This is a genomic window from Syntrophomonas erecta subsp. sporosyntropha (assembly GCF_055395365.1).
In genome coordinates this window covers 573780-596829 of sequence record NZ_AP042459.1, presented here as the reverse complement: position 1 = coordinate 596829, position 23050 = coordinate 573780, and the positions used below count along the sequence as shown (strand labels likewise).

At 42.6% G+C, this 23050-nt stretch carries 25 protein-coding genes and 1 other annotated feature; of the genes, 23 read left to right on the top strand and 2 right to left on the bottom strand.

All coding sequences use genetic code 11. From position 1 onward, the window contains the following. Positions 1-84: 84 nt before the first annotated feature. The 21 genes from ACZ5Q0_RS02730 to ACZ5Q0_RS02630 all read left to right on the top strand — a co-directional run bounded on the left by ACZ5Q0_RS02730 (position 85) and on the right by ACZ5Q0_RS02630 (position 19694). The gene (locus ACZ5Q0_RS02730; RefSeq protein ID WP_446819536.1) at positions 85-1107 is read left to right on the top strand and encodes a rod shape-determining protein; all 1023 of its coding nucleotides are present in this window, start codon (positions 85-87) and stop codon (positions 1105-1107) included. A gap of 15 nt (positions 1108-1122) precedes the next feature. Continuing rightward, on the top strand, positions 1123-1980 hold the full coding sequence (gene mreC / locus ACZ5Q0_RS02725) for a rod shape-determining protein MreC (RefSeq protein WP_446819537.1): 858 nt from the start codon (positions 1123-1125) through the stop codon (positions 1978-1980). Next, positions 1981-2484 (top strand): rod shape-determining protein MreD, encoded by a 504-nt coding sequence (mreD, locus tag ACZ5Q0_RS02720; protein WP_446819538.1) that lies wholly within the window; start codon positions 1981-1983, stop codon positions 2482-2484. Next, positions 2485-4548 carry a penicillin-binding protein 2 gene (locus ACZ5Q0_RS02715; RefSeq protein WP_446819539.1) on the top strand — a complete coding sequence of 688 codons (2064 nt, stop codon included), beginning with the start codon at positions 2485-2487 and terminating at the stop codon, positions 4546-4548. It begins immediately after the preceding gene. A gap of 186 nt (positions 4549-4734) precedes the next feature. After that, positions 4735-5352, top strand: a complete 618-nt coding sequence (locus tag ACZ5Q0_RS02710) for a septum site-determining protein MinC (protein WP_446819541.1) — start codon at positions 4735-4737, stop codon at positions 5350-5352. Positions 5353-5366: 14 nt separating this feature from the next. Beyond that, a complete protein-coding gene (gene minD, locus ACZ5Q0_RS02705) occupies positions 5367-6167 on the top strand; it encodes a septum site-determining protein MinD (RefSeq protein ID WP_446819542.1) in 801 nt (266 codons plus the stop codon). Positions 6168-6178: 11 nt separating this feature from the next. Then, complete coding sequence (minE, locus tag ACZ5Q0_RS02700; protein ID WP_446819544.1) at positions 6179-6451, top strand: cell division topological specificity factor MinE; 273 nt, start codon at positions 6179-6181, stop codon at positions 6449-6451. A gap of 225 nt (positions 6452-6676) precedes the next feature. Next, positions 6677-7813, top strand: a complete 1137-nt coding sequence (gene rodA, locus ACZ5Q0_RS02695; protein ID WP_446819546.1) for a rod shape-determining protein RodA — start codon at positions 6677-6679, stop codon at positions 7811-7813. A gap of 42 nt (positions 7814-7855) precedes the next feature. After that, positions 7856-8254: a YkvA family protein gene (locus tag ACZ5Q0_RS02690; protein ID WP_446820724.1), complete on the top strand. Its 399-nt coding sequence runs from the start codon at positions 7856-7858 to the stop codon at positions 8252-8254. A 517-nt stretch (positions 8255-8771) separates the two neighbouring features. Further along, a complete protein-coding gene (locus ACZ5Q0_RS02685) occupies positions 8772-9350 on the top strand; it encodes a peptidoglycan DD-metalloendopeptidase family protein (RefSeq protein ID WP_446819547.1) in 579 nt (192 codons plus the stop codon). Between the two features lies 1 nt (position 9351). Further along, positions 9352-10209 (top strand): M50 family metallopeptidase, encoded by an 858-nt coding sequence (locus tag ACZ5Q0_RS02680; RefSeq protein ID WP_447182684.1) that lies wholly within the window; start codon positions 9352-9354, stop codon positions 10207-10209. A gap of 174 nt (positions 10210-10383) precedes the next feature. Beyond that, positions 10384-12216, top strand: coding sequence for a TIGR03960 family B12-binding radical SAM protein (locus tag ACZ5Q0_RS02675; protein WP_446819550.1), 1833 nt, complete (start codon positions 10384-10386; stop codon positions 12214-12216). A gap of 1 nt (position 12217) precedes the next feature. Further along, the gene (locus ACZ5Q0_RS02670) at positions 12218-12898 is read left to right on the top strand and encodes a TIGR03936 family radical SAM-associated protein (protein WP_446819551.1); all 681 of its coding nucleotides are present in this window, start codon (positions 12218-12220) and stop codon (positions 12896-12898) included. After that, positions 12899-14335, top strand: coding sequence for an Rne/Rng family ribonuclease (locus ACZ5Q0_RS02665; protein WP_446819552.1), 1437 nt, complete (start codon positions 12899-12901; stop codon positions 14333-14335). A 59-nt stretch (positions 14336-14394) separates the two neighbouring features. Then, positions 14395-14476, top strand: a sequence feature (ribosomal protein L21 leader region). Between the two features lie 12 nt (positions 14477-14488). After that, a complete protein-coding gene (gene rplU, locus ACZ5Q0_RS02660) occupies positions 14489-14800 on the top strand; it encodes a 50S ribosomal protein L21 (RefSeq protein WP_446819554.1) in 312 nt (103 codons plus the stop codon). Further along, positions 14797-15126: a ribosomal-processing cysteine protease Prp gene (locus ACZ5Q0_RS02655; protein WP_446819555.1), complete on the top strand. Its 330-nt coding sequence runs from the start codon at positions 14797-14799 to the stop codon at positions 15124-15126. Before rplU ends, ACZ5Q0_RS02655 begins: the two co-directional genes overlap by 4 nt. 2 nt (positions 15127-15128) lie before the next feature. Further along, positions 15129-15425, top strand: coding sequence for a 50S ribosomal protein L27 (gene rpmA, locus ACZ5Q0_RS02650; protein ID WP_446819557.1), 297 nt, complete (start codon positions 15129-15131; stop codon positions 15423-15425). 101 nt (positions 15426-15526) lie between these two features. Beyond that, a complete protein-coding gene (locus ACZ5Q0_RS02645) occupies positions 15527-15976 on the top strand; it encodes a Spo0B domain-containing protein (protein ID WP_446819558.1) in 450 nt (149 codons plus the stop codon). A gap of 6 nt (positions 15977-15982) precedes the next feature. After that, positions 15983-17248, top strand: a complete 1266-nt coding sequence (gene obgE / locus ACZ5Q0_RS02640; protein WP_446819560.1) for a GTPase ObgE — start codon at positions 15983-15985, stop codon at positions 17246-17248. 17 nt (positions 17249-17265) lie between these two features. After that, the gene (proB, locus tag ACZ5Q0_RS02635; protein ID WP_446819561.1) at positions 17266-18396 is read left to right on the top strand and encodes a glutamate 5-kinase; all 1131 of its coding nucleotides are present in this window, start codon (positions 17266-17268) and stop codon (positions 18394-18396) included. A 35-nt stretch (positions 18397-18431) separates the two neighbouring features. Continuing rightward, entirely contained in the window at positions 18432-19694 is a 1263-nt protein-coding gene (locus tag ACZ5Q0_RS02630) for a glutamate-5-semialdehyde dehydrogenase (RefSeq protein WP_446819562.1), read from the top strand. A 123-nt stretch (positions 19695-19817) separates the two neighbouring features. Here ACZ5Q0_RS02630 and cysK read toward each other — a convergent pair whose 3' ends face one another. Next, entirely contained in the window at positions 19818-20852 is a 1035-nt protein-coding gene (gene cysK / locus ACZ5Q0_RS02625; protein ID WP_446819563.1) for a cysteine synthase A, read from the bottom strand. Between the two features lie 44 nt (positions 20853-20896). Beyond that, the gene (locus tag ACZ5Q0_RS02620; RefSeq protein WP_446819564.1) at positions 20897-21517 is read right to left on the bottom strand and encodes a hypothetical protein; all 621 of its coding nucleotides are present in this window, start codon (positions 21515-21517) and stop codon (positions 20897-20899) included. Positions 21518-21795: 278 nt separating this feature from the next. On the opposite strand from ACZ5Q0_RS02620, the gene nadD reads away from it, so the two are divergent. Beyond that, on the top strand, positions 21796-22413 hold the full coding sequence (gene nadD, locus ACZ5Q0_RS02615; RefSeq protein ID WP_446819565.1) for a nicotinate-nucleotide adenylyltransferase: 618 nt from the start codon (positions 21796-21798) through the stop codon (positions 22411-22413). Continuing rightward, positions 22413-22991 carry a bis(5'-nucleosyl)-tetraphosphatase (symmetrical) YqeK gene (yqeK, locus tag ACZ5Q0_RS02610; protein ID WP_446819566.1) on the top strand — a complete coding sequence of 193 codons (579 nt, stop codon included), beginning with the start codon at positions 22413-22415 and terminating at the stop codon, positions 22989-22991. The genes nadD and yqeK overlap by 1 nt, the downstream gene beginning before the upstream one ends. Positions 22992-23050 lie beyond the last annotated feature (59 nt).

Sequence of the window (23050 nt, the reverse complement as noted above, 5' to 3'; positions counted from 1 at the left end):
CCCCAGTATGTATATATGGACTTTACCACTAACTTTTCAGGTTAACATAAGACAGTTAAACGTATTGAAGGAGGAAACAAATAAGTGGTGTTCGGTAAAGATATGGGAATAGATTTGGGTACCGCCAATACACTGGTGCATATGAAAGGTAAAGGAGTGGTATTGCGGGAACCATCTGTAGTGGCAATTCAGAATGATACCGGTAAGGTGCTGGCAGTAGGCGATGAAGCCAAGCAGATGATTGGCCGTACTCCCGGTAATATAGTTGCTATCCGGCCTATGAAGGATGGAGTTATTGCAGATTTTGATGTTACCCAGGCCATGCTGAAGTATTTTATTAATAAAGCTTTAGGACAAAAGTCGCCCCTGATACGGCCACGGGTAGTTATCAGTATACCGACTGGCTGTACCACTGTTGAGGAACGTGCGGTACGCGAGGCTGCCTTACAGGGAGGGGCCAAAGAAGCTTATCTGATGGAAGAACCTATGGCTGCTGCTATAGGAGCGGGACTTCCGGTGCACGAACCTACCGGAAACTTAATTGTGGATATTGGCGGGGGTACTACTGAGGTGGCAGTTATTTCCCTGGGCGGAATTGTTACGGCTAAATCCGTTCGCGTAGCGGGAGACAATATGGACCGGGCTATTATCCAGCATTTAAAGAAGAATTATAGCCTTTTAATTGGTGAACGAACTGCGGAAGATATTAAGATTTATATTGGATCAGCGCTTTGGGAAGGTCCGGGGGAATCTTACGAAGTACGAGGACGGGACTTGGTAAGCGGTTTACCGAAAACTATAGAGGTGTCATCTATCGAGATAAATGAAGCACTGGGGGAGACGGTAGAACATATTATTGATGGTATCAAGGTGTGTTTGGAAAAAACCCCGCCTGAGTTAGCATCAGATATTATGGATCGTGGTATCGTTATGGCTGGAGGGGGAGCTTTGCTGCGGGGGTTAGACAAATTAATCAGTAATGAAACCAATATGCCGGTTTATGTATGTGAGGAACCTTTGCTGGCAGTAGCCAGAGGGACGGGTAAGGTTCTGGAAAACATTGAGGTATTGAGGAGGGTACTTATTACCCCCAAAAAATCCTTTTAAAATGGGTGAGGAGTTTTGTTAAAGTTATTTCGAAACAAATACTTCTGGCTGGTAGCCCTGCTGGTGGTGGTAGCCCTTATTACCATAGGAGCTACTAGTACCCCGCGCGATAATTTAACTATGGTAGAAAAGATGTTACACGAATTATATACCCCATTACAGAGTGGGGTGGCTAAGTTTAGAGATAATGGGGTAGGCTGGTCTAATATATTTAGTGAAAAGAAGTCTTTACTTAAAAGAATCCAGATATTAGAGGGAAAAAACCAGAAAATGGCTCTGGAGAATCAGGCTTTAAGAGAATATAAAGCAGAAGCCCTACGTTTACAAAAACTCCTGGATTTTAAAAACCGTAACCTGGATACGTATGATATGGTACCGGCAGGGATTATTGCTCGTAGTCCCAGTAACTGGTATAAAACCATAATTATAGATCGGGGAACGGTTCATGGGATAAAAAAGGGTATGCCGGTCATTAATGCCGAGGGCCTGGTAGGCAGGATCACCAGTGTCAGCCAGGAATCATCGCAGGTAAGCCTTATCACTGACCGGGAGATGGCTGTGGGTGTGATTTTACAACGTACGCGTGAAACGAATGGAATTGTAGAGGGACAAGGTAATAGCAACAGCCTCTGCATGAATAATATCCCTTATTATTCGGTGATAAAAAAGTATGATAAGGTAGTTACTTCCGGATTATCGACGACTTATCCTAAAGGAATTGAGGTTGGCTTTATTAGGAATATTGAGCGGGAGCCTAATGGCCTTTTATTAACCGCAGAAGTACAGCCGGTGGTTAATTTTGATAAGCTGGAAGAGGTATTTGTGGTTACCGGGTATCGTGCCCCTGCCGGGGAAAACGGAGCTTTAGAGTAAATGCGTTATTTAGTACTGGCAATATTGCCATTTGTAGCCATATTTTTACAATCGACATTATTCAGCATATATAGTATAAAGGGAGCAATGCCGGATTTAATACTTATTTTTGTAGTTTTTCATGCCCTTTTGAGTGGTAATTTAAAGGGTTCTTTTTATGGATTTCTTTGTGGTCTACTGGAAGATTTATATATGGGCCGTTTTATAGGGCTAAATGCACTATCCAAAGCTCTGGTAGGTTATGTAGTTGGCCGGTTGCAGGGAGTAGTGTTCAAGGAAAATCTGCTGGTGGGAATAATCGGGGTATTGGTAGGAACTCTGCTTAATACCCTGGCTATGTTTGTAGTTGAAGCTGCGGTTAACCACTCAGCTGTGATTGATCAGGGTATTTTATATACCATATTGTATATGAGCATTTATAATATGCTCTTAGCGGCACCTACCTATATTTGGTATTATAATTCTTCCAGACATGGACTGCTTAGACCTTCAGGGGAGAGGTAAATGAAGCCTGATGTTGTTAAAAAGAAATTAAAAATATATTCAACGGTGATAATTATTTTATTAGGTGCATTATGTGTACGGTTGGCAGTTGTCCAGTTATTTTATAATAACGTATACCAAACCCAGGCTAAAGAAAATCGGGTTCGCCTGGTATCTATAAAATCTCCCCGGGGGGAAATTTACGCTCGTGATGGTGAGATACTAGCGGCTAATAAATTAGTTTATACACTTAGTTTATCCTTTCTGGAAATTAAAGACCACGCTGATGTAGTCGGGCAGTTAGTCGAGTTACTAAAAGGTTACTATCCTGAAGTAACGGTTGAAACTATAGAGGAGAAAATAGAGATGCAACAGTACCGGTTATTTGAGCCGGTAGTTATTATCCGTGATATACCCTGGGAACTGGTTGTAAAAATTGAAGAAAATCGACAAATACTGCCAGGTGTTACTATAACAGTTGAACCACTACGTTACTATCCAGAAGGGGGACTGGCCGGGCATACACTGGGGTATATTCACTCCATTACTGCAGAGGAAATAGCTCAGCTGGGTAATTCTAAATACAGCATTAATAGCTTGATCGGTAAAGCTGGGGTAGAAAAAAAGTATGAACAAGAACTGCGTGGAAAAGAAGGGGCTCAAAGGGTAGAAGTTGATGCCCGGGGCCGTCCGGTACGGGAATTGGTTACTCTAGAACCCAGCCCGGGAAATAATCTATATTTAACCCTGGATATGAAGTTGCAAAAAGTACTGGATAAAAGCATGCTGGAAACCCTGGAGGGTCTACAAAAAAATTATCCTAAAGCTAAAGTAGGATCAGCAGTAGTTTTAGATGTTAAAACCGGTGAAATACTGGCTATGACCAGCTTTCCGCAGTTATACCCGGATGATTGGAAAGGTAATCTTGCCCATGATAAAGTTACTTACTATTTTCCCCAGGGTGATAATTATAATCCTATGGAGCCGGGGGCAGTATTAAACCGTGCTATTCAGGTAACTTATCCGCCCGGGTCTACCTTTAAACCTATAACCGGCATGGCAGCTCTGGAGAAGGGAGCAGTCGATCCTCTTAACGATTTTGTTAACTGCCGGGGAGCTTATTGGGTTCCACCTTATATTAAGTGTACGGCGGCCCATGGTAATGTTAACTATTACAGTGGTATGGCCGGGTCCTGCAATACCTATTTTCAAGAGATGGGGCGCAGGGCTGGTAAGGATAATATAATCCATGTGGCTAATGAGTTTGGACTTGGTGAGCGGACCGGAGTTGATTTACCAGATGAGAACCGGGGACTTCTACCTACCCCGGAGTGGAAAAAAGAGATTAATAGTATCTTGATTAACAATAAATATAATAGATTGCGTCAGGAGTTAGAGGATAAATATGCAGCGCAATTAAAAGAAGCCCGGGATGAACAGGAGATACAAAAGATAGAAAAAAGGAAAAAAAACGAATCAGCTCATCTGGAGGCACAATACCAGATTGACTATCAGTTTGATACTACGTGGCAGCCATTTGATACCTTTAATATGTCAATAGGTCAGGGTTCCAATGACTATACCGTTATCCAGCTGGCTAATTTTGCAGCCACCATTGCTAATGGGGGCTATCTCAGGCAACCGCATATAGTTAATAAGGTAGTTTCTTCAGAGGGCAAGGTTATCCGGGAGATTAAACCTAAATTAATTAAAAGAGCGGATGTTTCGCCACGTACCATCGCAGAAACCAGGCGAGCTATGCTAGCCGTTACCCAGCCAGGTGGTACAGCCCGTTTTCTTTTTAACCACTTTCCAGCGGAGATTGAGGTAGCAGCTAAAACTGGTACTGCCCAGACTGGCCGCCGGGGGGACAACCAGATGAAAGAATTCCATGGAGTTTTTATAGCTTTTGCTCCTTATGATGATCCCCAGATAGCGTTTGCCGGAGTGGTAGAATACGGTTATAGTGGTGGGGGCTCAGCAGGTATCGTTTGTAAAACGGTTTTTGAACAATATTTTGGGATTAAGGATCATTTAGCAGGTGAAGAAGAAAGTCAAAATAACTCGAATTCATTAGCCGATTAATGCAATAATTTAGTGGGTCAGAATCGACTGGAATAGGGGTAATCGAACAAGATTACCCCTATTTTTTTATTTTTCATCAGAGGAAAATACTCCCTATAGTAGAAGATAATGAGAGCAGGGTATTTTAAGATTCGCCTCTAAAAAGTTTTCGTAATAATCTTAAGGCTTTCGATAGGGGGGCTAATAGTGTCGACTGTAGTTAAAAGAGTAAATGGCGATTTACTCATTGACTTGAAAGAATACAATACTTTTAAGCAAATAAAGGAGGGACTGGTCCAAAAGCTTCGGGGTATTGATGATTACCTGTTAGGAACTATGGTGAAAATTAATCTGGGTGACAAACATCTGAGCAGTAAACAGGTGCGGGAGATCGAGGATATCCTTTTAGACCATGGACTGCACCTAAAGGAGCTCATGTCTAACGGACCTCCACTTATATCAGAGGATATGATGATTGAGGACATGCCTGACTACGAAGAGACGGCTTTATTATGTCGTAATCTTCGCTCCGGACAAAAAATGTTTACCGAAGGAAATATTGTAATTCTAGGGGATGTAAATCCGGGTGCTGAGGTGGTTGCCGGTGGAAATATTTTAATAATGGGTTCTTTAAGGGGAATGGCTCATGCAGGAGCTTTTGGCGATGACAGAACTATTGTAGCTGCTTATCGCTTGAATCCGACCCAGTTACGTATTGCTAATCATATTACCCGTCCTCCTGATGGTGAGGTGATTGTTGTCGCAACTCCGGAGGTGGCACGTATCAGAGCCGGTAAAGTTATTATCGAGAAGTTAAAAATATGAATGGGGGCGAAAAGATGAAAAGTAAAGTTATTGTTATAACGTCCGGGAAGGGGGGCGTGGGCAAGACCACAACCACTGCTAATCTGGGCACCGCCCTTACTATGATGGGGAAAAAAGTGGTCTTATTGGATACTGATATCGGATTAAGAAATTTGGATGTAGTCATGGGGCTAGAAAACCGGATTGTTTTCGATATTGTAGATGTAGTTAATGGTAATTGTAAGCTAAAACAGGGGCTGATAAGAGATAAGCGTTTTGAGGGGTTGTGCCTATTGCCAGCAGCGCAAACACGTGATAAAAATGCCGTTACTCCGCACCAGATGAAAAATTTAACTAATGAGCTGCGTAAAGAATTTGACTATATCCTGGTAGATTGTCCTGCCGGGATTGAACAGGGTTTTAAAAATGCTATCGCTGGTGCCGATGATGCCATTGTTGTTGCTACCCCTGAAGTATCCTCGGTACGGGATGCTGATCGTATTATCGGCCTTTTGGAAGCTGCCGGGGTTATTAAACCACGGTTGGTTATCAATCGCTTGCGCACCAAAATGGTAAAACGCGGCGATATGATGGATATTGACGATATATTGGATATTCTTTCCATAGGACTTTTAGGAGTAGTTCCGGAGGATGAAAGTATTATCGTATCCACTAACCGGGGTGAACCAGCGGTGATGGAAAGTTCATCCAAGGCCGGGGGAGCTTATAAAAGGATTGCCCGGCGTATTATGGGGGAGAATGTTCCCATTCTAAATCCGGATGATAAAAGTAATCTGGTAGACAAATTTAAGAGAATAATGAAATTAGCCAGGTAGGGGGGATTACATTGTTTGATCTTCTCAGCAAGATATTCTGCAGAGAAAGTGCGGGTAGTAAGGAAATTGCTAGGGAGCGCTTGCGCCTGGTACTGGTCCATGACCGGTCCTCTAATTCTCCGGAATTATTAAATGCGCTGAAAGAGGATCTGATTAAGGTTATCCAGGAGTACCTTGATATAGATGAAGAAGCTTTAACTGTTAATCTGGAAAATGAGGAAAATTCAGTGGCTTTGATTGCCAGTATTCCTGTAAAAGGATTTAGAAAAGCTGCTAACCAATAGTAGAGGAGGTGACTTGTCTAAAGGTTTTCGCCCGGGAAGTTTACCCGGGCTTATTTTTTGCTGCTGCCTAAGTAGTTAATAAAACCCGGATATCAAAGGAAATTTCAGTTGTTTTAAAGAAAAGGCTGATAGGGCCGCTAAAGCTAGTCCCCAGATAATACCGGGATTGGGAAGGTAGACAGGGGGTTTCTGATCCCGGTATAATGAACGGGGAGGTAGCGATAAGTGAACTTAAAAAGGCTAAGATTTATAGATAAAACTTTTATAATCGTTTTAGGTATGATTCTGATATTAGGCTTGGTGGCATTAACTAGTGCCAGTCAGGGCATTTCAGGGGCCCCTTATTTTTATGTAAAAAAACAGCTGTTTTCTTTATTGTTAGGGGTGGTAGCGGCCCTGCTAATAATACGTTATGATTATTCTCATTTTAGAAGATACAGCATGATTTTGTACGGACTTTCTTTGCTGATGCTTATAACTGTTCTAGTTTTCGGTGAAGAGGTGAGAGGGACTACCGGATGGATTAGCCTGGGTCCACTACCGGCAGTGCAACCGGCTGAGTTCACTAAAATACTTTTGGTATTATCATTTGCCGATTTCCTAACCCGACGCAAGGGTGAGCTGACTACTCTTAAACAGATGCTGCCTTGTTTCTTATATATGGGAGTACCTTTTTTGTTTATTATGATGCAACCTGATTTGGGTACCGCTCTGGTTTATATTGCTATTACCCTTGTAATGATGTATATAGCTGGAGCTAATCCCCGGATTTTAACTTATATCATAGTACTTGCAGTAATTCTGGTGGCAGTAGCCCTTTTTATGCACTTTAAATTTGGTATGTGGCTGCCTCTGGAAGACTACCAAATTAAGCGGCTCACTATTTTTCTTGATCCCTATGATGATGGACAGGGTGGTCGGGGCCTGGGATGGAATACTATCCAGTCCTTAATAGCTATCGGATCAGGAGGTTTGACTGGAAAAGGCTTGTTTAATGGTACCCAGGTGCAGCTTAATTTTTTACCAGAACATCATACCGATTTTATTTATGCAGTCATTGGCGAAGAATTGGGATTTATCGGAGCCGCCCTTTTAATAATATTGTATGGAATACTACTGATCAGGGCTGTTTATATTAGTTATGATGCCAAAGATATATATGGTACCTTTATTGTTTTGGGAGTTTCAGCGATGTGGTTATTTCATATTTTTGAAAATATAGGCATGTCAATAGGTATGATGCCGATAACGGGAATACCATTACCTTTTTTAAGTTATGGAGGAAGCTCATTACTTACTAATATGGTGGCAGTAGGGCTGATTTTAAGTGTTAATATCCGGGGTAAGAAAATAGTATTTTAACCGGAGAGGCATAATAGCTTTGAGGAGGTGTAGAAAGTGAATATGAAAGAACAAGCTGAAATGGCAGCCGAGTCAGGTCTTAAGGAAGCTATGCTTTTCTTACCTAATCTTATGAAATTGGTATACCGATTAATGAAGAATGAAGGAATAGCCCAATCTGATAAGGTACTGCTAGTTGCTACGGCTGCTTATGTACTATCACCCTGGGATTTGATGCCGGACATGATACCTTTCCTGGGGCAGGTTGATGATCTGTTATTGCTGGCTTTAGTACTTAAACGCTTGATGGATAGTGTCAGCCAGGAAGTTTTAGAATCTTACTGGGATGGTAACGATAATTTGCTGATATTGTTGGACAAGATTCTTAATACGGCGCTTTTTTTTATTCCTCCTGGTATTTATCGCAAACTGGTTAAAAAAGCTAGAACTACAGCTATTTAGAAAATTCGCTGCCCGGGATTATACCCGGTTAGTTAAGATAATATTTTTAATATTAGTACCTGAGCCGGTTCGCCGGCTTTTTTTATTGAGGGGTGAGTTGAAGGAAGATTCTTTACCCAGGTGGTGGTACCATTAATAATATTATCAAATTTGCCTGCCTTATATACCCATAGTTCCAGGATGCCATCCTGAGCCCATTTTTATTTTGTCGATAATCTCCAGCTCTCCCCATGGATCACAAATGTAAATCTAAACACCCGAAATTACTTAACCGGGATAATAAACTAAAGGTATAATCTGTAATTGGCATCGATATATTTTAGTAATCTTAGTTTATTACGTGGTACCATCTTATGTTTATCCCCGGATCGTAGTGCTGGTAATTATATGGCTCCAGTTTATAGAACATTTGTGCCAACATATATAGGACAAAATGCAGTTCCAACTGTTAATAGTTCGGAGATGTACCTGATCAAATGCCAGCCATAGATGATATATACAAAGAGGTGATGGTTTTATGATGGGGAGTTTTCGTATTCGCATGCTGGTAGTGGTAGTGATAGCTACTCTGGTGGGATTATCAGTACAGTCAAATCATAGCAGCAGGCGACTAGTGGAGCCGGTGCTTAATTTTGTATTAAAGGATTATGGAGTAGAGCAAAAGCTGGCTCGATTAACGGAAAATACCAGGTTCAGCATTTTTCTACCACCAGCGATTCCAGCCAGTTCTAGTCAAAACCTAAAGCTTCCATGTGAATTCTTAAAAGTAGAAAAAGAATATGGTTGGCATTGGGATGATGTTAACCGACAACAGGAGTTTTTTCCCGGGGTAATTTTAGAAGTCAAAGAAAATACTTTGGTAAGGCCGGTATTGGGGGGAACTGTGGTGGAAATTACCGATGATAACCAAGGTCGCTCTATCTTGCTACACCACCAGTCGGAATTATATTCCCTGTATGGGGGGTTAGACGAAGTGCTAGTTGAGGAAGGAGTTCAGGTTAAATCAGAGCAGCTTCTGGGGAAAGCCTCCCAACAACTTTATTTTGAGTTGCGTGACCAGGAAGGACCAGTTAATCCCGAATTTTTGCTAGATTAGAATGAACCTGGGAAAGATTGCCGGCGTTTCTCTGGTGGTTAACCCGTTATTTTTGCTATTATGTCTGGTCTATATTTGGTTAGGATGGGGCCTAGAAATACTGATTATAACGTCGGCCGTGCTGGTTCATGAAATAGCTCATACCCTAATGGCTGCAGGGCTAGGGGTAAAGGTTGTGGAGATTGAACTGCTTCCTTTTGGCGGGCAGGCCCGGATGGAAGATCTGACTGGTTTGGAACCAGACAAGGAAATTTTCATCGCCCTGGCCGGTCCATTGACCAGCCTATCCCTGGCTGCTTTTTTCCACTTTCTGTATTCTGGTTCTGATTCGGAACCGGTGTCTTTATTTATATACATTAACCTATTATTAGGATGTTTTAATTTATTACCTGCTCTACCTCTGGATGGAGGACGCATTCTTCGCGCCTGGTTGTCCCGTATATCCGGCTACAAAAAAGCTACTGCCCGGGCTGCCTTACTAGGTAAGTTATGTGCCATTTTAATAGGCGGTTTGGGTGTTTATATTGCTTATTATAATATAGTGGGTATAAATCTGGTGATAATTGCTGCTATTCTTTACTGGGCGGCCTGGCGTGAAGGCCAACTCCTATTTTATTCATTTATGCGCTTTTTAGTAAATAAAAAGGGAGAATTAGCCAGGAATGGTATGCTTCCTGCCCGGCAATTGGTTGCTTATCCCGATACCCTGGTAAAAGAGGTTATAGCATCTTGTAAGCCTTCGTATTATATGCTGGTGGTCATAGTTGATAATCAACACCGGATTATAGGTATGAAAAGCGAAGCAGAATTAATAGAATTGCTAATGGACAAAGGGCCAGGTGCCCGTATCGGTTATTGATGAAATCCAAAAGGAATACGGCTCGTTTTAATAATGCGGATTTATGGTAATATATATATTACTGGATTCAGGGGTTTTTTAGCTAGTGTTTTACTAAAAACCGACCTGATCTTAAATTGTCAAGATTTAAATTACTCCATAATATTCTCGTACTTAGAAGCAGGAGGCATTTACATGAAGGACAGGCTGTTCCGCCATATTCTACCCCGGGTAGCTAAGCCAGCCCGCTATACTGGTAATGAACTTAATGTTATCCATAAGGACTGGGAAAAGAGCCGGGTTAAAATGGTTTTTGCGTTTCCTGATGTGTATGAGGTAGGCATGTCTCATATAGGGGGAAAGATTCTCTATGGCCTTGTTAATGAGCAAACTCCTCACTTAATGGAGCGTACTTTTGCTCCCTGGCCGGATATGGAACAAATAATGAGGGAAGAGAAGATATCCCTTTTTGCCTTAGAGTCTTTTCGGCCTTGGGCTGATTTTGATGTGGTTGGATTTTCATTGCAGTATGAGCTTTCCATTACCAATGTGCTTAATATGCTGGATTTAGCCCGAATACCATTACGTTCACAGGAACGAGATTCCACTCATCCTCTGGTTATTGCTGGTGGACCGGTAACTTTTAATCCAGAGCCGTTTGCTGAGTTTATTGATGCTTTTTTTATTGGAGATGGGGAAGAAGTTTTACCTGAATTTTTAGATTGCTGGGATAGTAACCGGGATAAACCCCGGGAGGAGCGTTTACGGCTGATAGCTAATATACCTGGTATTTATGTACCGGCTCTTTATTCGGCAAACTATGATGATAAGGGTTTAATTAAATCGATGCTTCCTGATGTCCCGGAAATTCCGGTTAGTGTTCGTAAAAGGGTGCTCAAAGACCTTGACCAGGCTTATTTCCCTTCACGGCCTATTGTCCCTTATATGCAGGTAGTTCATGATCGGGCCGTTTTGGAAGTTATGCGCGGGTGTCAAAGGGGGTGCCGCTTCTGTCATGCCGGTATAGTATATCGTCCGGTGCGAGAGAAAAGTATTGCTACTCTGAAAAAACAAGCTGATGCTCAGCTTAAGAATACTGGCTATGAAGAGATTTCATTAGCTTCGTTAAGTACCCTGGATTATTCAGGAGTGAATACTCTGGTCAGGGATTTAGTTGCCGATTATGGTGAAAAGGGAATCGGGGTAGCTCTACCTTCGCTAAGGGTAGATGCATTTTCTATTGACCTGGCCAATGAGGTACAAAAGGTTCGTAAGACTACTCTTACCCTGGCTCCAGAGGCAGGAACTCAGAGGTTAAGAGATGTAATTAATAAGAATATTAATTCAGAGCAGTTATTTAAAGCTGTAGAGGCTGCTTTTAAATCAGGGTGGCTTTCAGTAAAACTTTATTTTATGATTGGCTTACCGACCGAAACTTTTGAAGACCTGGATGGTATTCTTGACCTGCTGGAGCAGGTTAAGAAAATAGGCAATCGCTATTCCAGGCGACCGGTTGAAATCAGGGCTAGTATGGCTTGTTTTGTTCCTAAGGCTCACACCCCTTTTCAATGGCAGCGGCAGAATACTATTGATGAATTACGGGAAAAAATTCGCTACATGACTGGCCGCCGTAAGAAACATATTAAGTTGAGCTTTCATGATAGTGAAACCAGCTATTTAGAGGGGGTTATCGCCCGGGGAGACCGTCGCCTATCTGGGGCTATATACCGTGCCTGGGAATTAGGTTGTAAGTTTGATGGCTGGTCGGAATATTTTCGGTTTGATCTATGGCAGCAGGCTTTTAAGGAATGCGGGATTAATGTAGATGATTATACCCGGGAACGTTCTTATGAGGAGTTGTTGCCTTGGGATTTTATAAATACTGGTGTTACCAAAGCTTTTTTGCGGCGGGAAAACGAAAAAGCCCTGTCGGGAGAAACTACGGCTGATTGTCGTCAGGACCAGTGTAATAGTTGTGGTATATGCCCGAGCTTTGAAGTAGACCTGGATATTCGGGAGGAACAATAGCATGCGTATAAGGACAGAATATAGCCTGGGGCCGGAGCTTAAGTTTCTTTCCAATCTGGATGTGCTACGGTTAATGGAGCGAGCTTTGCGCCGGGCAGAAATCCCTTTTGCTTTAAGCGAGGGGTTTAATCCCCATATCAGGATTTCTATGGGTACCGTCCTCCCGGTGGGCTTGTGGGGGCAGAGGGAATATTTTGATCTAGAACTAAAAGAGGATTATTTAACCACTAATTTTAGGGAGTCTTTAAATAAGGTTTTACCTCCTGCTATAGTTATTAAAGCATGCCAGGAGATTCCTGCTGATACTCCCTCATTAATGAAAAAGATTAATTCAGCGGCTTATGCTTTTATGGTGAAAGAAGGCCAGACTCACCTGGAAGCGATGGCAGATCGATTTTTATCAGCTTCCTCCCTGGTGGTTAAAAGCCGGGGCAAGAAAAAGGGCATTGACAAAGATCTCAGGGATGGTATTTATAAAATAGATATTACTAATTCCGGCCATATGGCACAGGTTAATTTCTGGGTAAGCAGCGGTGAACCAGTTAATGTACGTTATGACGAATTGCTGGACTTGATGTTAAAAACAGGTGTTGAACAGAATGATATCATGGATATTTATAGACAGGGAAATTATATCCGTATAAATGAACATTTCTATTCGCCTCTTGAAAGGGTGAGGTAGATGGCAAGAGAAATCATTGCCGAAGTATATCCCTGGGAGTCCAGGGTGGCTATAGTTGAAGGGGGTCGGCTGGCAGAGGTGTTCTGGGCTGACCAGGATGAAAACGTAGGTAATATATATAAAGGAAAAGTTAAAGACATAATTCCAGGATTGTCCTGTGCTTTTGTTGATATTGGTATGTCCAAAAATGCATTTTTATATGCCGGGGATATTATTCAGCCGGGAGCCAGAAGGGGAGGCAATATATATGATCTGGTCAAAAGTGGTCAGGACATTCTGGTACAGGTGAAAAAAGAGGCCTTTTCTGAAAAGGGAGCCCGGGTTACCGGTGACATAACTATTCCCGGGCATTTTTTGGTTTTGTTCCCTTTCCAGACTGAAGTATCAATATCTCGTAAAATTACCGGGGATGGCCGGCGTGAGTACCTGCGTAAACTTATGGAAAAAAATAAACCCGAGCAGGTAGGTATTATTCTGCGTACCGCCTGTCTGGATGCTGAAGATAGCGAGATCCTGCAGGAACTTCAGGATCTATTAAAGGTATGGGGAGAGGTTAAAGAACGCTACCAGAATGGCAGAGCACCTATGCTCATATATGAGGATATCGATGTTCTGGAAAGGACTTTGCGCGACTATCTAGATGCGGACATCAAACAAGTGATCATTAATAATTTAAAACTGAAGGAAAAGATTGAAAACTACATAAGTACTAAAAAGACTAATGTTCATTTTGCCGTACATTTTGAGGGAGGAGACCTTTTTGAAAAAAATGGTCTGGAAAAAGACATCCGGCGGGCCTTGCGGCGCAAAGTATGGCTTAGAAATGGTGGCTATTTAATTTTTGATCAGACGGAAGCTATGACAGTTATTGATGTAAATAGCGGTAAATTTACCGGTAAGGATAACTTTGAAGAAACTATTTTCCGTCTCAACCTGGAAGCAGCTGTAGAGATACCACGTCAGCTTCGCCTGCGCAGTATAGGCGGTATTATTCTCATTGATTTTATAGATATGAAAGATAAAGAAAATGAGGAGCAGGTGATTAACACTTTAAAAAGTGAGCTAGAAAAGGATAAAGCTCATACGCGTATTATCGGTATGACTGGGCTGGGTTTTTTAGAAATGACCCGTAAGAAATCCCGCTATGGTATTTCTGAATTCTTTACGGATGAATGCCCAACTTGTAACGGGCGGGGTAGAACTTTAAATATGTTTGCTATGGGCTGTGAGATTAAGCGTAAACTAGCCAATATGGGCTATGTTGAGAACCCCATTATTATTTGTGAAGCCCATCCCGAAGTATTACAGCATATAAAAGATGATACGAAAAATCTGGAATATATAAGAAAGAGGACCGGAAAGGAGATAAAACTAGTCGCTAATCCTCAATTAGCGTCTGGTTTATATAATATATCCACAGCTGAAATAGACTATTAGATATGCTTCATCTATTCTTGATTTAACCACTTTGATATGCTATATTTTATTAGTGTTGCACGTTTTTGCAACCGCACGGTTTGGGTTCGAAAATGTCCCTTTATAGGGTCTACCTGGAAATCGGCGAGTCTAAGAAATGTGAGGTGTTATATAATGTATGCGGTTATAAAAACCGGAGGTAAACAGTACAAAGTCAACGAAGGATCCGTATTAAAAGTTGAAAAACTTGATGTTCAACCAGGTGAAACCGTTACTCTTGATCAGGTTCTTATGATTGCTGATGAAAATGGAGTACGGGTGGGTGATCCTGTATTGAGTAATGCCCGGGTAACTGCTGAGGTGCTCGAACAGGGTAAAAACAAGAAAATTATTGTTTTTAAGTACAAAAAGAGAAAAAAATATCGTCGTAAGTATGGTCATCGCCAGCCGTTTACCCGCATTAGAGTGCAAAAAATAGAGGGATGATCAGGGTAACGATACAATACCGGAATGGGGATATTGAGTCGTTTATAGTGGAGGGCCATGCCGACTACGGTCCCGAGGGGGAGGATATTTGTTGTGCCGGTGTTTCAGCAGTAACCCAGACAGCTTTACTGGGTTTAATAAGACACCTTCCCATTAAACCGGCCTATGATATAGAAAAGGGTAGCATTAAGTGTAAGTTACCACCTTCCCTATCCCCCGAAGCGGAAGAAAAAGCCCGGATAATATTATCAACCATGGAAGCAGGCCTGCTTTCCATGCAAGAAGCTTATCGTGATTTTATCCAGATTGATATCAGGAGGTGTTAATAATGTTCAAATTTGATTTACAACTTTTTGCTCATAAAAAAGGTGTGGGAAGTTCTAAAAACGGAAGAGATAGTGAATCCAAGCGCTTGGGTGTTAAAAGATATGATGGTCAAATCGTACGGGCCGGCAATATTTTGGTAAGGCAAAGAGGGACCAGAATACATCCTGGTAACGGGGTAATGATCGGCGGAGATGATACTTTATTTGCGGTAGTTGATGGTCGGGTTAAATATGAAAGAAAAGGCAGAGATAGAAAACAGGTTAGTGTATACCCGCTGGAAGAGTCAGCCGGGATGTAATTACAGCCTATAAAATACGCTATATGGACGGCTTTAAGACCCCTGGAGTTTTTCAGGGGTTTTTGCTATTATAAGGTAATGGCTACCGGGGGGGGATTAGTTTGACAAACGAAAAAATACTCGGTTTATTAAGATTGATACGGCATGACTTTGGTAACCACCTGCAGGTTATCAGTGGCTATATGGAACTGGAACGTTATGAAGATGCCCGGGAGTATATTATTTCGCTAATAGCTGAATTGGCCGAGGAGAGGAAGATTTTTGAGACTTGTCCGGCGGAACCAGCCCTCTTTTTTTATGAACTGAACTTATTAGTCAATGAATTGGGAGTTATACTAAGATATAATAGGCTCAAGGTCGCATCAGTTCAACTTCTGGAAAAATATCAGGAACCGTATAAAAGCATTGCCCGGTTAAGTAAAGAAGTTTCCTGGAGAGATAATCCGGTTTTTTTCCTGGATATTAATGAACAGGATAATGGAAACTTCATTATCCTGATTGAAAGCGACCAGCTTAAAAATAGCCCGGTAACCATCGAGGTCAAGGAGTGATAATATTTGTTTGTTGACCATGCCAGGATATTTGTACGCGGAGGTGACGGGGGTAATGGAATTGTTGCCTTCCGACGTGAAAAATATGTTCCTATGGGAGGGCCCGCCGGAGGAGACGGTGGGCGGGGCGGTAATGTAATTTTTGTTGCTGATGAAGGGTTAAATACCCTGATGGATTTTAGGTATAACCGGCATTTTAAAGCACCGCGGGGCCAGCATGGACAGGGAAAAAACATGCATGGGGCCGGCGGGGAAGATCTGCTAGTTAAAGTCCCGGTAGGAACAGTAATTAAAGATGATGATAATGGGGAGGTTCTAGCCGACCTGGTTGAGTCAGGCCAACAAGTTATTGTAGCCAGGGGGGGACGGGGAGGACGGGGAAATGCCCGCTTCTCCACAGCCCGCAACCGGGCACCAAGTATATCAGAAAATGGTGAACCTGGTGAGGAACGCTGGGTTCGTCTGGAGCTTAAACTTCTGGCTGATGTAGGCTTGGTAGGTTTCCCTAATGCCGGCAAATCTACCTTTATTTCACGCATTTCAGCGGCCCGACCTAAAATAGCTGATTACCCTTTTACAACTTTAGTCCCTAATCTAGGTGTGGTGGTTACCCCGGCACATGATTCTTTTGTGGTGGCAGATATACCTGGGCTCATTGAAGGAGCCCATTTGGGATCTGGTCTGGGACATGATTTCCTGCGGCATATCGAACGTACCCGGGTACTGCTTTTTGTCCTGGATGTTGCCGAAACTGAGGGAAGAGATTGCCGGGAGGATTATCATATCCTACGCCGGGAACTGGAAAATTTCAATCCTGACTTAGCTTTGCGACCCTATTTAATTGTGGCTAATAAAATGGACATACCTGGGGCAGAGGATAATCTGCCTAAATTGCAGAGTGAATTTGGGGACAAGGTATACCCCATATCGGCTGTTACTAGTCAGGGAGTAGATCACCTGATCCAAAAGACTTACCAGATTTTATCTACTTTACCCAGGGAAACGTTTATTCAGGGCGAAGAACCAGTTATTCATCGTTTTGAAGAGGAAGAAGAGCCTTTTTCGATTGAGATGGTGGCAGGGGTTTATGAAGTAAAGGGTAAAAGGATAGAAAAGCTGGTAGCGATGACCAACTTCGGTACCGAAGACGGTGTGCGCCGCTTTCAGCATATCGTCCAAAAGATGGGGCTGGAAGAAGCTCTGCGCAAAAAAGGGATTAAACCTGGAGATACCGTACGTATAATGGAACTTGAATTTGATTATAGTGAGTAAAACTTAAGGGGAATACAATGAATTACCGTAAGAAGTTAGCGGAATGTAATCGGGTGGTTATTAAAATCGGTACCAGTACTCTTACTTACCCTAATGGTCAGCTTAATTTAAGAAGAATTGAACACCTGGTAAGGGAGATTGCTGACCTTCATAATGGGGATAAAGAGGTGGTGGTAGTCAGCTCAGGCGCAATAGGTGTAGGTGCTATGCGCATGGGTTATAAAAGTAAACCTCGTACTATGCCGGAGAAACAAGCCTTGGCTGCTATTGGGCAGGGGGCTTTGCTTCATCTATATGAAAAACTTTTTGCCGAGTATGGTAAAACAGTAGGACAGGTATTGATCACCCGGGGTGATTTTGATGAGAGGATTCGTTATTTAAATGCTACCAATGCTCTTTTAGCAATGCTCAATATGAAAGTTATTCCTATTATTAACGAAAACGATACGGTAGTAGTTGAGGAAATAAAATTTGGTGACAATGATACTTTATCGGCATTGGTAGCGGCAGTGGTAGATGCTGATCTATTAATTATTCTATCCGATGTTGATGGCCTTTATGATTGTGACCCGCGCTTACATCCTACCGCCAGGTTGCTAACCGAGGTTAAGGAAATAACTACTGAAATAGAGGATAATTCGCACTCCCGGGGTAGCAGTTTCTCCAGTGGAGGTATGTATACTAAACTGCGTGCTGCCAGAATGTGTATGGCTTCAGGTATTCCCGTGGTGATTGCTAATAGCCAGCAGGAGAGCGTAATCCGGCGCATAATTTCCGGGGAAGAGTTGGGGACACTTTTTATACCCCGGGAGGAAAAAATGCATGCTCGGAAAAAGTGGATTGCCTTTGGTTCGGTAGTGCAGGGGGAGATAGTAGTAGATGCCGGGGCACAAAATGCCTTGATTAAACGCGGGAAAAGCCTGCTACCCTCTGGAGTGGTGGGGGTGCGCGGGGAATTTGAGCGAGGTATGATGGTAGCAGTTATAAACCAGTCTGGGGAGGAGATTGCCCGGGGTATAGTGAATTACAGCGGGGAAGAAATTAGTAAAATTACGGGTAGAAAAAGCAGTGAAATAGAAGAAATTTTAGGTGATAAGGATTACGATGAGGTTATCCATCGCAATAATCTATGGGTGGAAAATGTTTAAGGTCTGATAATCCAATAATTAAGGAGGTAACCGAAATGGGGGATAGTTTACAGAATATTCTTTATGAGCAGGGTAAAAAGGCCCGACAGGCTTCCCGCCTGCTGGCGATTACGCCGACTAGCATTAAAGATAATGCGCTCTATGCTATGGCTGCTGCCCTGGAAAAGGAATCCCAAAATATTCTGGCTGCCAATCAAATAGATCTAAAACTGGGCCAAGATAAGGGTTTAACTGCAGCTCTTTTAGAACGGCTCACCCTGACTGAAGGGCGTATTAAGGATATGGCTCAGGGGTTAAGGGAAATTGCGGCTTTACCTGATCCGGTAGGACAGGTGTTAGGCATAAACAAACGACCTAATGGTCTGGAAGTCGGCAGAGTTAGAACGCCTATTGGGGTAATCGGAATTATTTATGAATCGCGTCCTAATGTAACTGCTGATGCGGCTGCTTTATGTGTCAAAGCTGGTAATGCCATATTATTACGTGGAGGGGAAGAAGCCCTCAATTCCAACCGCATTATTGCCAGGGTTATTGCCCGGGCAGGTGAGGAGGCCGGTTTACCAGCAGGATCTATACAGTTAGTTGATAGCGATGATCGGGAAGCCGCGGTGATTATGATGAAAATGCATGATTATCTGGATGTGCTTATACCACGCGGCGGGAAGGGCTTAAAACAAGCTGTCATGGAAAATGCCAGTGTTTCGGTAATTATGACCGGAATGGGTAATTGTCATGTTTATGTAGATGAATATGCTGACCTAAAAAAAGCCCAACCCATAGTATTTAATGCTAAAGTACAGCGCCCTTCAGTTTGTAATGCTGCTGAGACCTTACTGGTTCATGAGAAGGTGGCGGACCAATTTTTACCGATTATGATTGAACAACTGCAAAAAGCCGGTGTAGAAGTGCGGGGCTGTTCCCGTACCCAGGAAATAGTAGCGGGGATTATTCCTGTCCGGGAAGAAGACTGGGATGAAGAATACCTGGATCTTATTCTGGCCGTCAAGGTTGTTAGCAGCTTGTCTGAAGCTATAGATCATATTAACCAGCATGGTACCGGCCATAGTGAGGCTATTATCACTGAAAATTACTCCCATGCGCGCCGCTTTATATCGTCAGTAGATGCGGCTGCCGTTTACGCTAATGCATCGACTCGATTTACTGATGGAAATGAATTTGGATTCGGTGCTGAAATTGGTATCAGTACGCAAAAACTTCATGCCCGTGGACCTATGGGTTTACCAGAGCTTACTACCACTAAGTTTATTATTTATGGTGATGGGCAGGTTAGAGAATAATATCCCAAAACATAAAAGGGGAGCTAGAACAGCTCCCCTTTTATAGTCCTTTACGTGGAAATTTTCATTATGAATAAATAGATACCGAAACTAGTCAACCACCGGTTTTTCAGGAATAAGCTGTTACTCAATGATTTCGAATTGGTAATGGGATAGTTTCTCTTGATCAGCTGGGCTTAGCTGGTATTCACGCTCTAAGAGCTCTCGCTTCTGGATGGTCCCGCACAGCTCAGTAGAAAGATAGCGCAGGCCGTTATCATTGACTATAGTTACAATCCGTCCTAACTGGGGATGTTTTTGGGCTACTTTAAGGGCGGCGGCTACATTGCAACCGGAGGAAGGTCCACAGAAGATACCTTCCTGGCGGGCCATTTGGCGTGCCGTTTCCATAGCCTCCTCAGAACTAACTAATACGATACCATCCGCATATTTAAGGTCTAATATTTCAGGAATAAGACCATCCGCAATTCCCTGGATACGGTGTTGACCGATACGCCCTTTTGATAATATAGGTGATTCTAAAGGTTCAGAGATAAATATCTTGATATTAGGATTCTTTTCCTTAAGAAAACGAGCCGTGCCAGTAACTGTACCGCCAGTACCCTGGCACATAATAAGGGCATCTATCTTTCCCCCGGTTTGTTCCCATATTTCTGGGGCAGTGGTATCGATGTGGGCTTTAAGATTATCCTCCCGATAGAATTGACCAATTTCAAAGATTTGAGTACCGTAGCGTTCTTTAATACGTTCAACTTCCTCCAGCACCAGATCTACATCAGTTTCCGCCCCCGGAGTTAGTACCAGTTCTGCTCCATAAGCCTGGATGGTTTTCTTGCGTTCTTCACTCATACCCTGAGGCATAACAATCATGACCCGGTAACCTTTGGCGGCCCCGACCATAGCCGCGGCTATTCCTGTATTACCGGTGGTTCCTTCCAATAAAATCATGCCAGGTTTTAATTCTCCTCTTTGTTCCGCCTCTTCAACTATAGTAAAAACTACCCGATCTTTGAGGCTTCCACTAGGATTAGTAAATTCCATTTTTACACATATCTCCGGCTGTACCTGAGCATACAGGTGGTTTATTCGAATCATAGGAGTTCGTCCAATGGCCTCCAGTACATTGTTTAAAATACTACTGTTAGCATTCCAGTTCATTCCATCCATCCTCTCTCAATTTTTAAGACAAGACTAAGAAGCGGTTATAAGGGCCATTCATCCTTATAGTGAATTTCGCAGGTTATAGTAACTTTATCCTGGGGGGGAACACTGAAGAAAAAATCAGGTAATACCAGGGTTTGTTGCTGGAAGATTTCCATTAATCTCTTAAATAAAACGGGGTGCTGGGATGGGTTTCTTAAGCTAAGCCCTTCCTCAGCCAAGCAATCGGCGATGTAGTTATTAAGTTCAATTTCATAATCCGCCAGTTTTTCAAAAAAAATCTTCCATTCTTTCAGTTTAGGCCGTTTTTCCCAGCCTATCCCTGGACATACGAAATGACGGCAAATGGACTCCCTCAGCATCTGAGGCAAACGACATCCGCCTTCTTTACGGTGAAAATAGCAGTGATAGCTATTACCATCGATAGTGTTATTAATCGTAATAGAAGCATCCAGAATAGTAGTATTAGGTAACTTCAGGATTTCTGTTAACAGTTCAGGACAATTTTGTAACAGATAAGCGAAATCCGCAGGATAGAAAATAGGTGAATAGTATCCACAGCAGCCTTTATCATCTTGCCGTGGACACTGAGCGCATAGGTCTACTTCGATGTAGCTGCGCAGGCCCCGGTTGTAAAAAATAAGTACGACATCCTTATACACGTTATAACTCCCTAAAATAGTAATCAGTAATATTATACGGTTTTTGCTAAGGGGGGGGAAGGGCTATAACGGCGGGCTATTTTCCGTTAATTGAGACATATTTTAATAAAGATTGTTTAAATCCCGTATAGAATGGTGAAAGTTTGCATTTTTTACCTCTTCCCGGTATTATTTATGGCAAGGAGTCCTGGGATTTTATAAGTCCTATACGGCGGGGCAAAATAGTCCCGCCGTCACAGGACTTTAATTAGTTGGTAGTGTTAGGCGGGGGCATGATAATGAATGAAAATAGATTAGGTATTATAGGGGGGACTTTTGATCCCATTCATTACGGACACTTGGTAGCAGCAGAGGGTGCCCGGCATAGATTCAACCTTGACCGGGTTGTTTTTGTGCCTGCGGCGCGGCCACCCCATAAAAATCTTGATTTGGTATCTTGGCCGGAGCATCGCTATGAAATGGTGAAAATGGCGGTGGAAGATAACCCTTCTTTTGAGGTATCCCGCCTGGAATTGGAACGAAAGGGACGCTCTTATACTATTGATACTATCGATACCTTTAAATCTATTTACCCGGGATATAAACTTTATTTTATTATGGGAGTGGATTCTCTTTTTATACTTCCAACCTGGAAAGACATCAACCGGCTTAGCAAAAGCTGTGTCTTTATCGTGGTTACTCGTCCCGGTTATAAGATAGAGCGATTTGATCCAGCTCTGGCGAATGTTCCGGCAGCTTTTTGGGAAAACGCTTTTTTCACGGAGATTCCGGGTTTACAAATATCCTCCACAGATATAAGGAGGCGGGTTAATAGGGGTGAACCGATTCGGTATCTTCTTCCTGCCTGTGTGGAGTCCTATATATATAGGCAGAAACTGTATAACGAGGCGATGTAATGATTGAAGAAAAATATCTTCTGGAAGTATTAAGCCGGCGGTTGAGCAAAAAGCGTTTTGAACATTCCTTACAGGTAGCCAGGGTGGCCCGGGATATGGCAAAGAAATTTGGGGTTGATGAAAAAAAAGCCTATATAACTGGTTTAGTACATGACTATGCCAAAGGTATTTCCGGCCAGGATCTGCTTAATCTGGCTTTGGATACTAAACTGGAAGTGGATCCGGTTGATTACAGATTACCTGACCTTTTGCATGCTCCGGTGGGGGCACTGCTGGTAAAAAAGGATTTTGCTATTACTGACCCGGAAACTTTACAGGCTATAGCTTGTCATACTCTGGGTTCAACTCATATGAATGCTCTGGATAAGATAATCTATTTGGCGGATATGATAGAACCGGGCCGGGATTACCCAGGTCTGGAGCGCCTTAAGTGTTTGGCTATGAGAGATCTGGATCAAGGGATGCTTTTTGGTCTGGATTCAACCATTAAATATTGTATCTACCAGAACCGGATAATTCATCCCCGGACTGTAGATGCCCGTAACCATTTTTTGGTGTCGGTGCATGGAGGAGAATAATAGGATATGTGTAAAAAAGGTGAATGGAGCCATGAGTTAAAGAACAAGATAATTATAAG

Coding starts and splice junctions, on each gene's coding strand:
- mreD (WP_446819538.1), top strand. CDS start 1,981: ATGCGTTATTTAGTACTGGCAATATTGCCATTTGTAGCCATATTTTTA.
- ACZ5Q0_RS02715 (WP_446819539.1), top strand. CDS start 2,485: ATGAAGCCTGATGTTGTTAAAAAGAAATTAAAAATATATTCAACGGTG.
- minD (WP_446819542.1), top strand. CDS start 5,367: ATGAAAAGTAAAGTTATTGTTATAACGTCCGGGAAGGGGGGCGTGGGC.
- ACZ5Q0_RS02690 (WP_446820724.1), top strand. CDS start 7,856: ATGAAAGAACAAGCTGAAATGGCAGCCGAGTCAGGTCTTAAGGAAGCT.
- ACZ5Q0_RS02685 (WP_446819547.1), top strand. CDS start 8,772: ATGATGGGGAGTTTTCGTATTCGCATGCTGGTAGTGGTAGTGATAGCT.
- ACZ5Q0_RS02680 (WP_447182684.1), top strand. CDS start 9,352: ATGAACCTGGGAAAGATTGCCGGCGTTTCTCTGGTGGTTAACCCGTTA.
- ACZ5Q0_RS02675 (WP_446819550.1), top strand. CDS start 10,384: ATGAAGGACAGGCTGTTCCGCCATATTCTACCCCGGGTAGCTAAGCCA.
- ACZ5Q0_RS02670 (WP_446819551.1), top strand. CDS start 12,218: ATGCGTATAAGGACAGAATATAGCCTGGGGCCGGAGCTTAAGTTTCTT.
- ACZ5Q0_RS02665 (WP_446819552.1), top strand. CDS start 12,899: ATGGCAAGAGAAATCATTGCCGAAGTATATCCCTGGGAGTCCAGGGTG.
- rplU (WP_446819554.1), top strand. CDS start 14,489: ATGTATGCGGTTATAAAAACCGGAGGTAAACAGTACAAAGTCAACGAA.
- ACZ5Q0_RS02655 (WP_446819555.1), top strand. CDS start 14,797: ATGATCAGGGTAACGATACAATACCGGAATGGGGATATTGAGTCGTTT.
- rpmA (WP_446819557.1), top strand. CDS start 15,129: ATGTTCAAATTTGATTTACAACTTTTTGCTCATAAAAAAGGTGTGGGA.
- proB (WP_446819561.1), top strand. CDS start 17,266: ATGAATTACCGTAAGAAGTTAGCGGAATGTAATCGGGTGGTTATTAAA.
- ACZ5Q0_RS02630 (WP_446819562.1), top strand. CDS start 18,432: ATGGGGGATAGTTTACAGAATATTCTTTATGAGCAGGGTAAAAAGGCC.
- cysK (WP_446819563.1), bottom strand. CDS start 20,852: ATGAACTGGAATGCTAACAGTAGTATTTTAAACAATGTACTGGAGGCC.
- nadD (WP_446819565.1), top strand. CDS start 21,796: ATGAATGAAAATAGATTAGGTATTATAGGGGGGACTTTTGATCCCATT.
- yqeK (WP_446819566.1), top strand. CDS start 22,413: ATGATTGAAGAAAAATATCTTCTGGAAGTATTAAGCCGGCGGTTGAGC.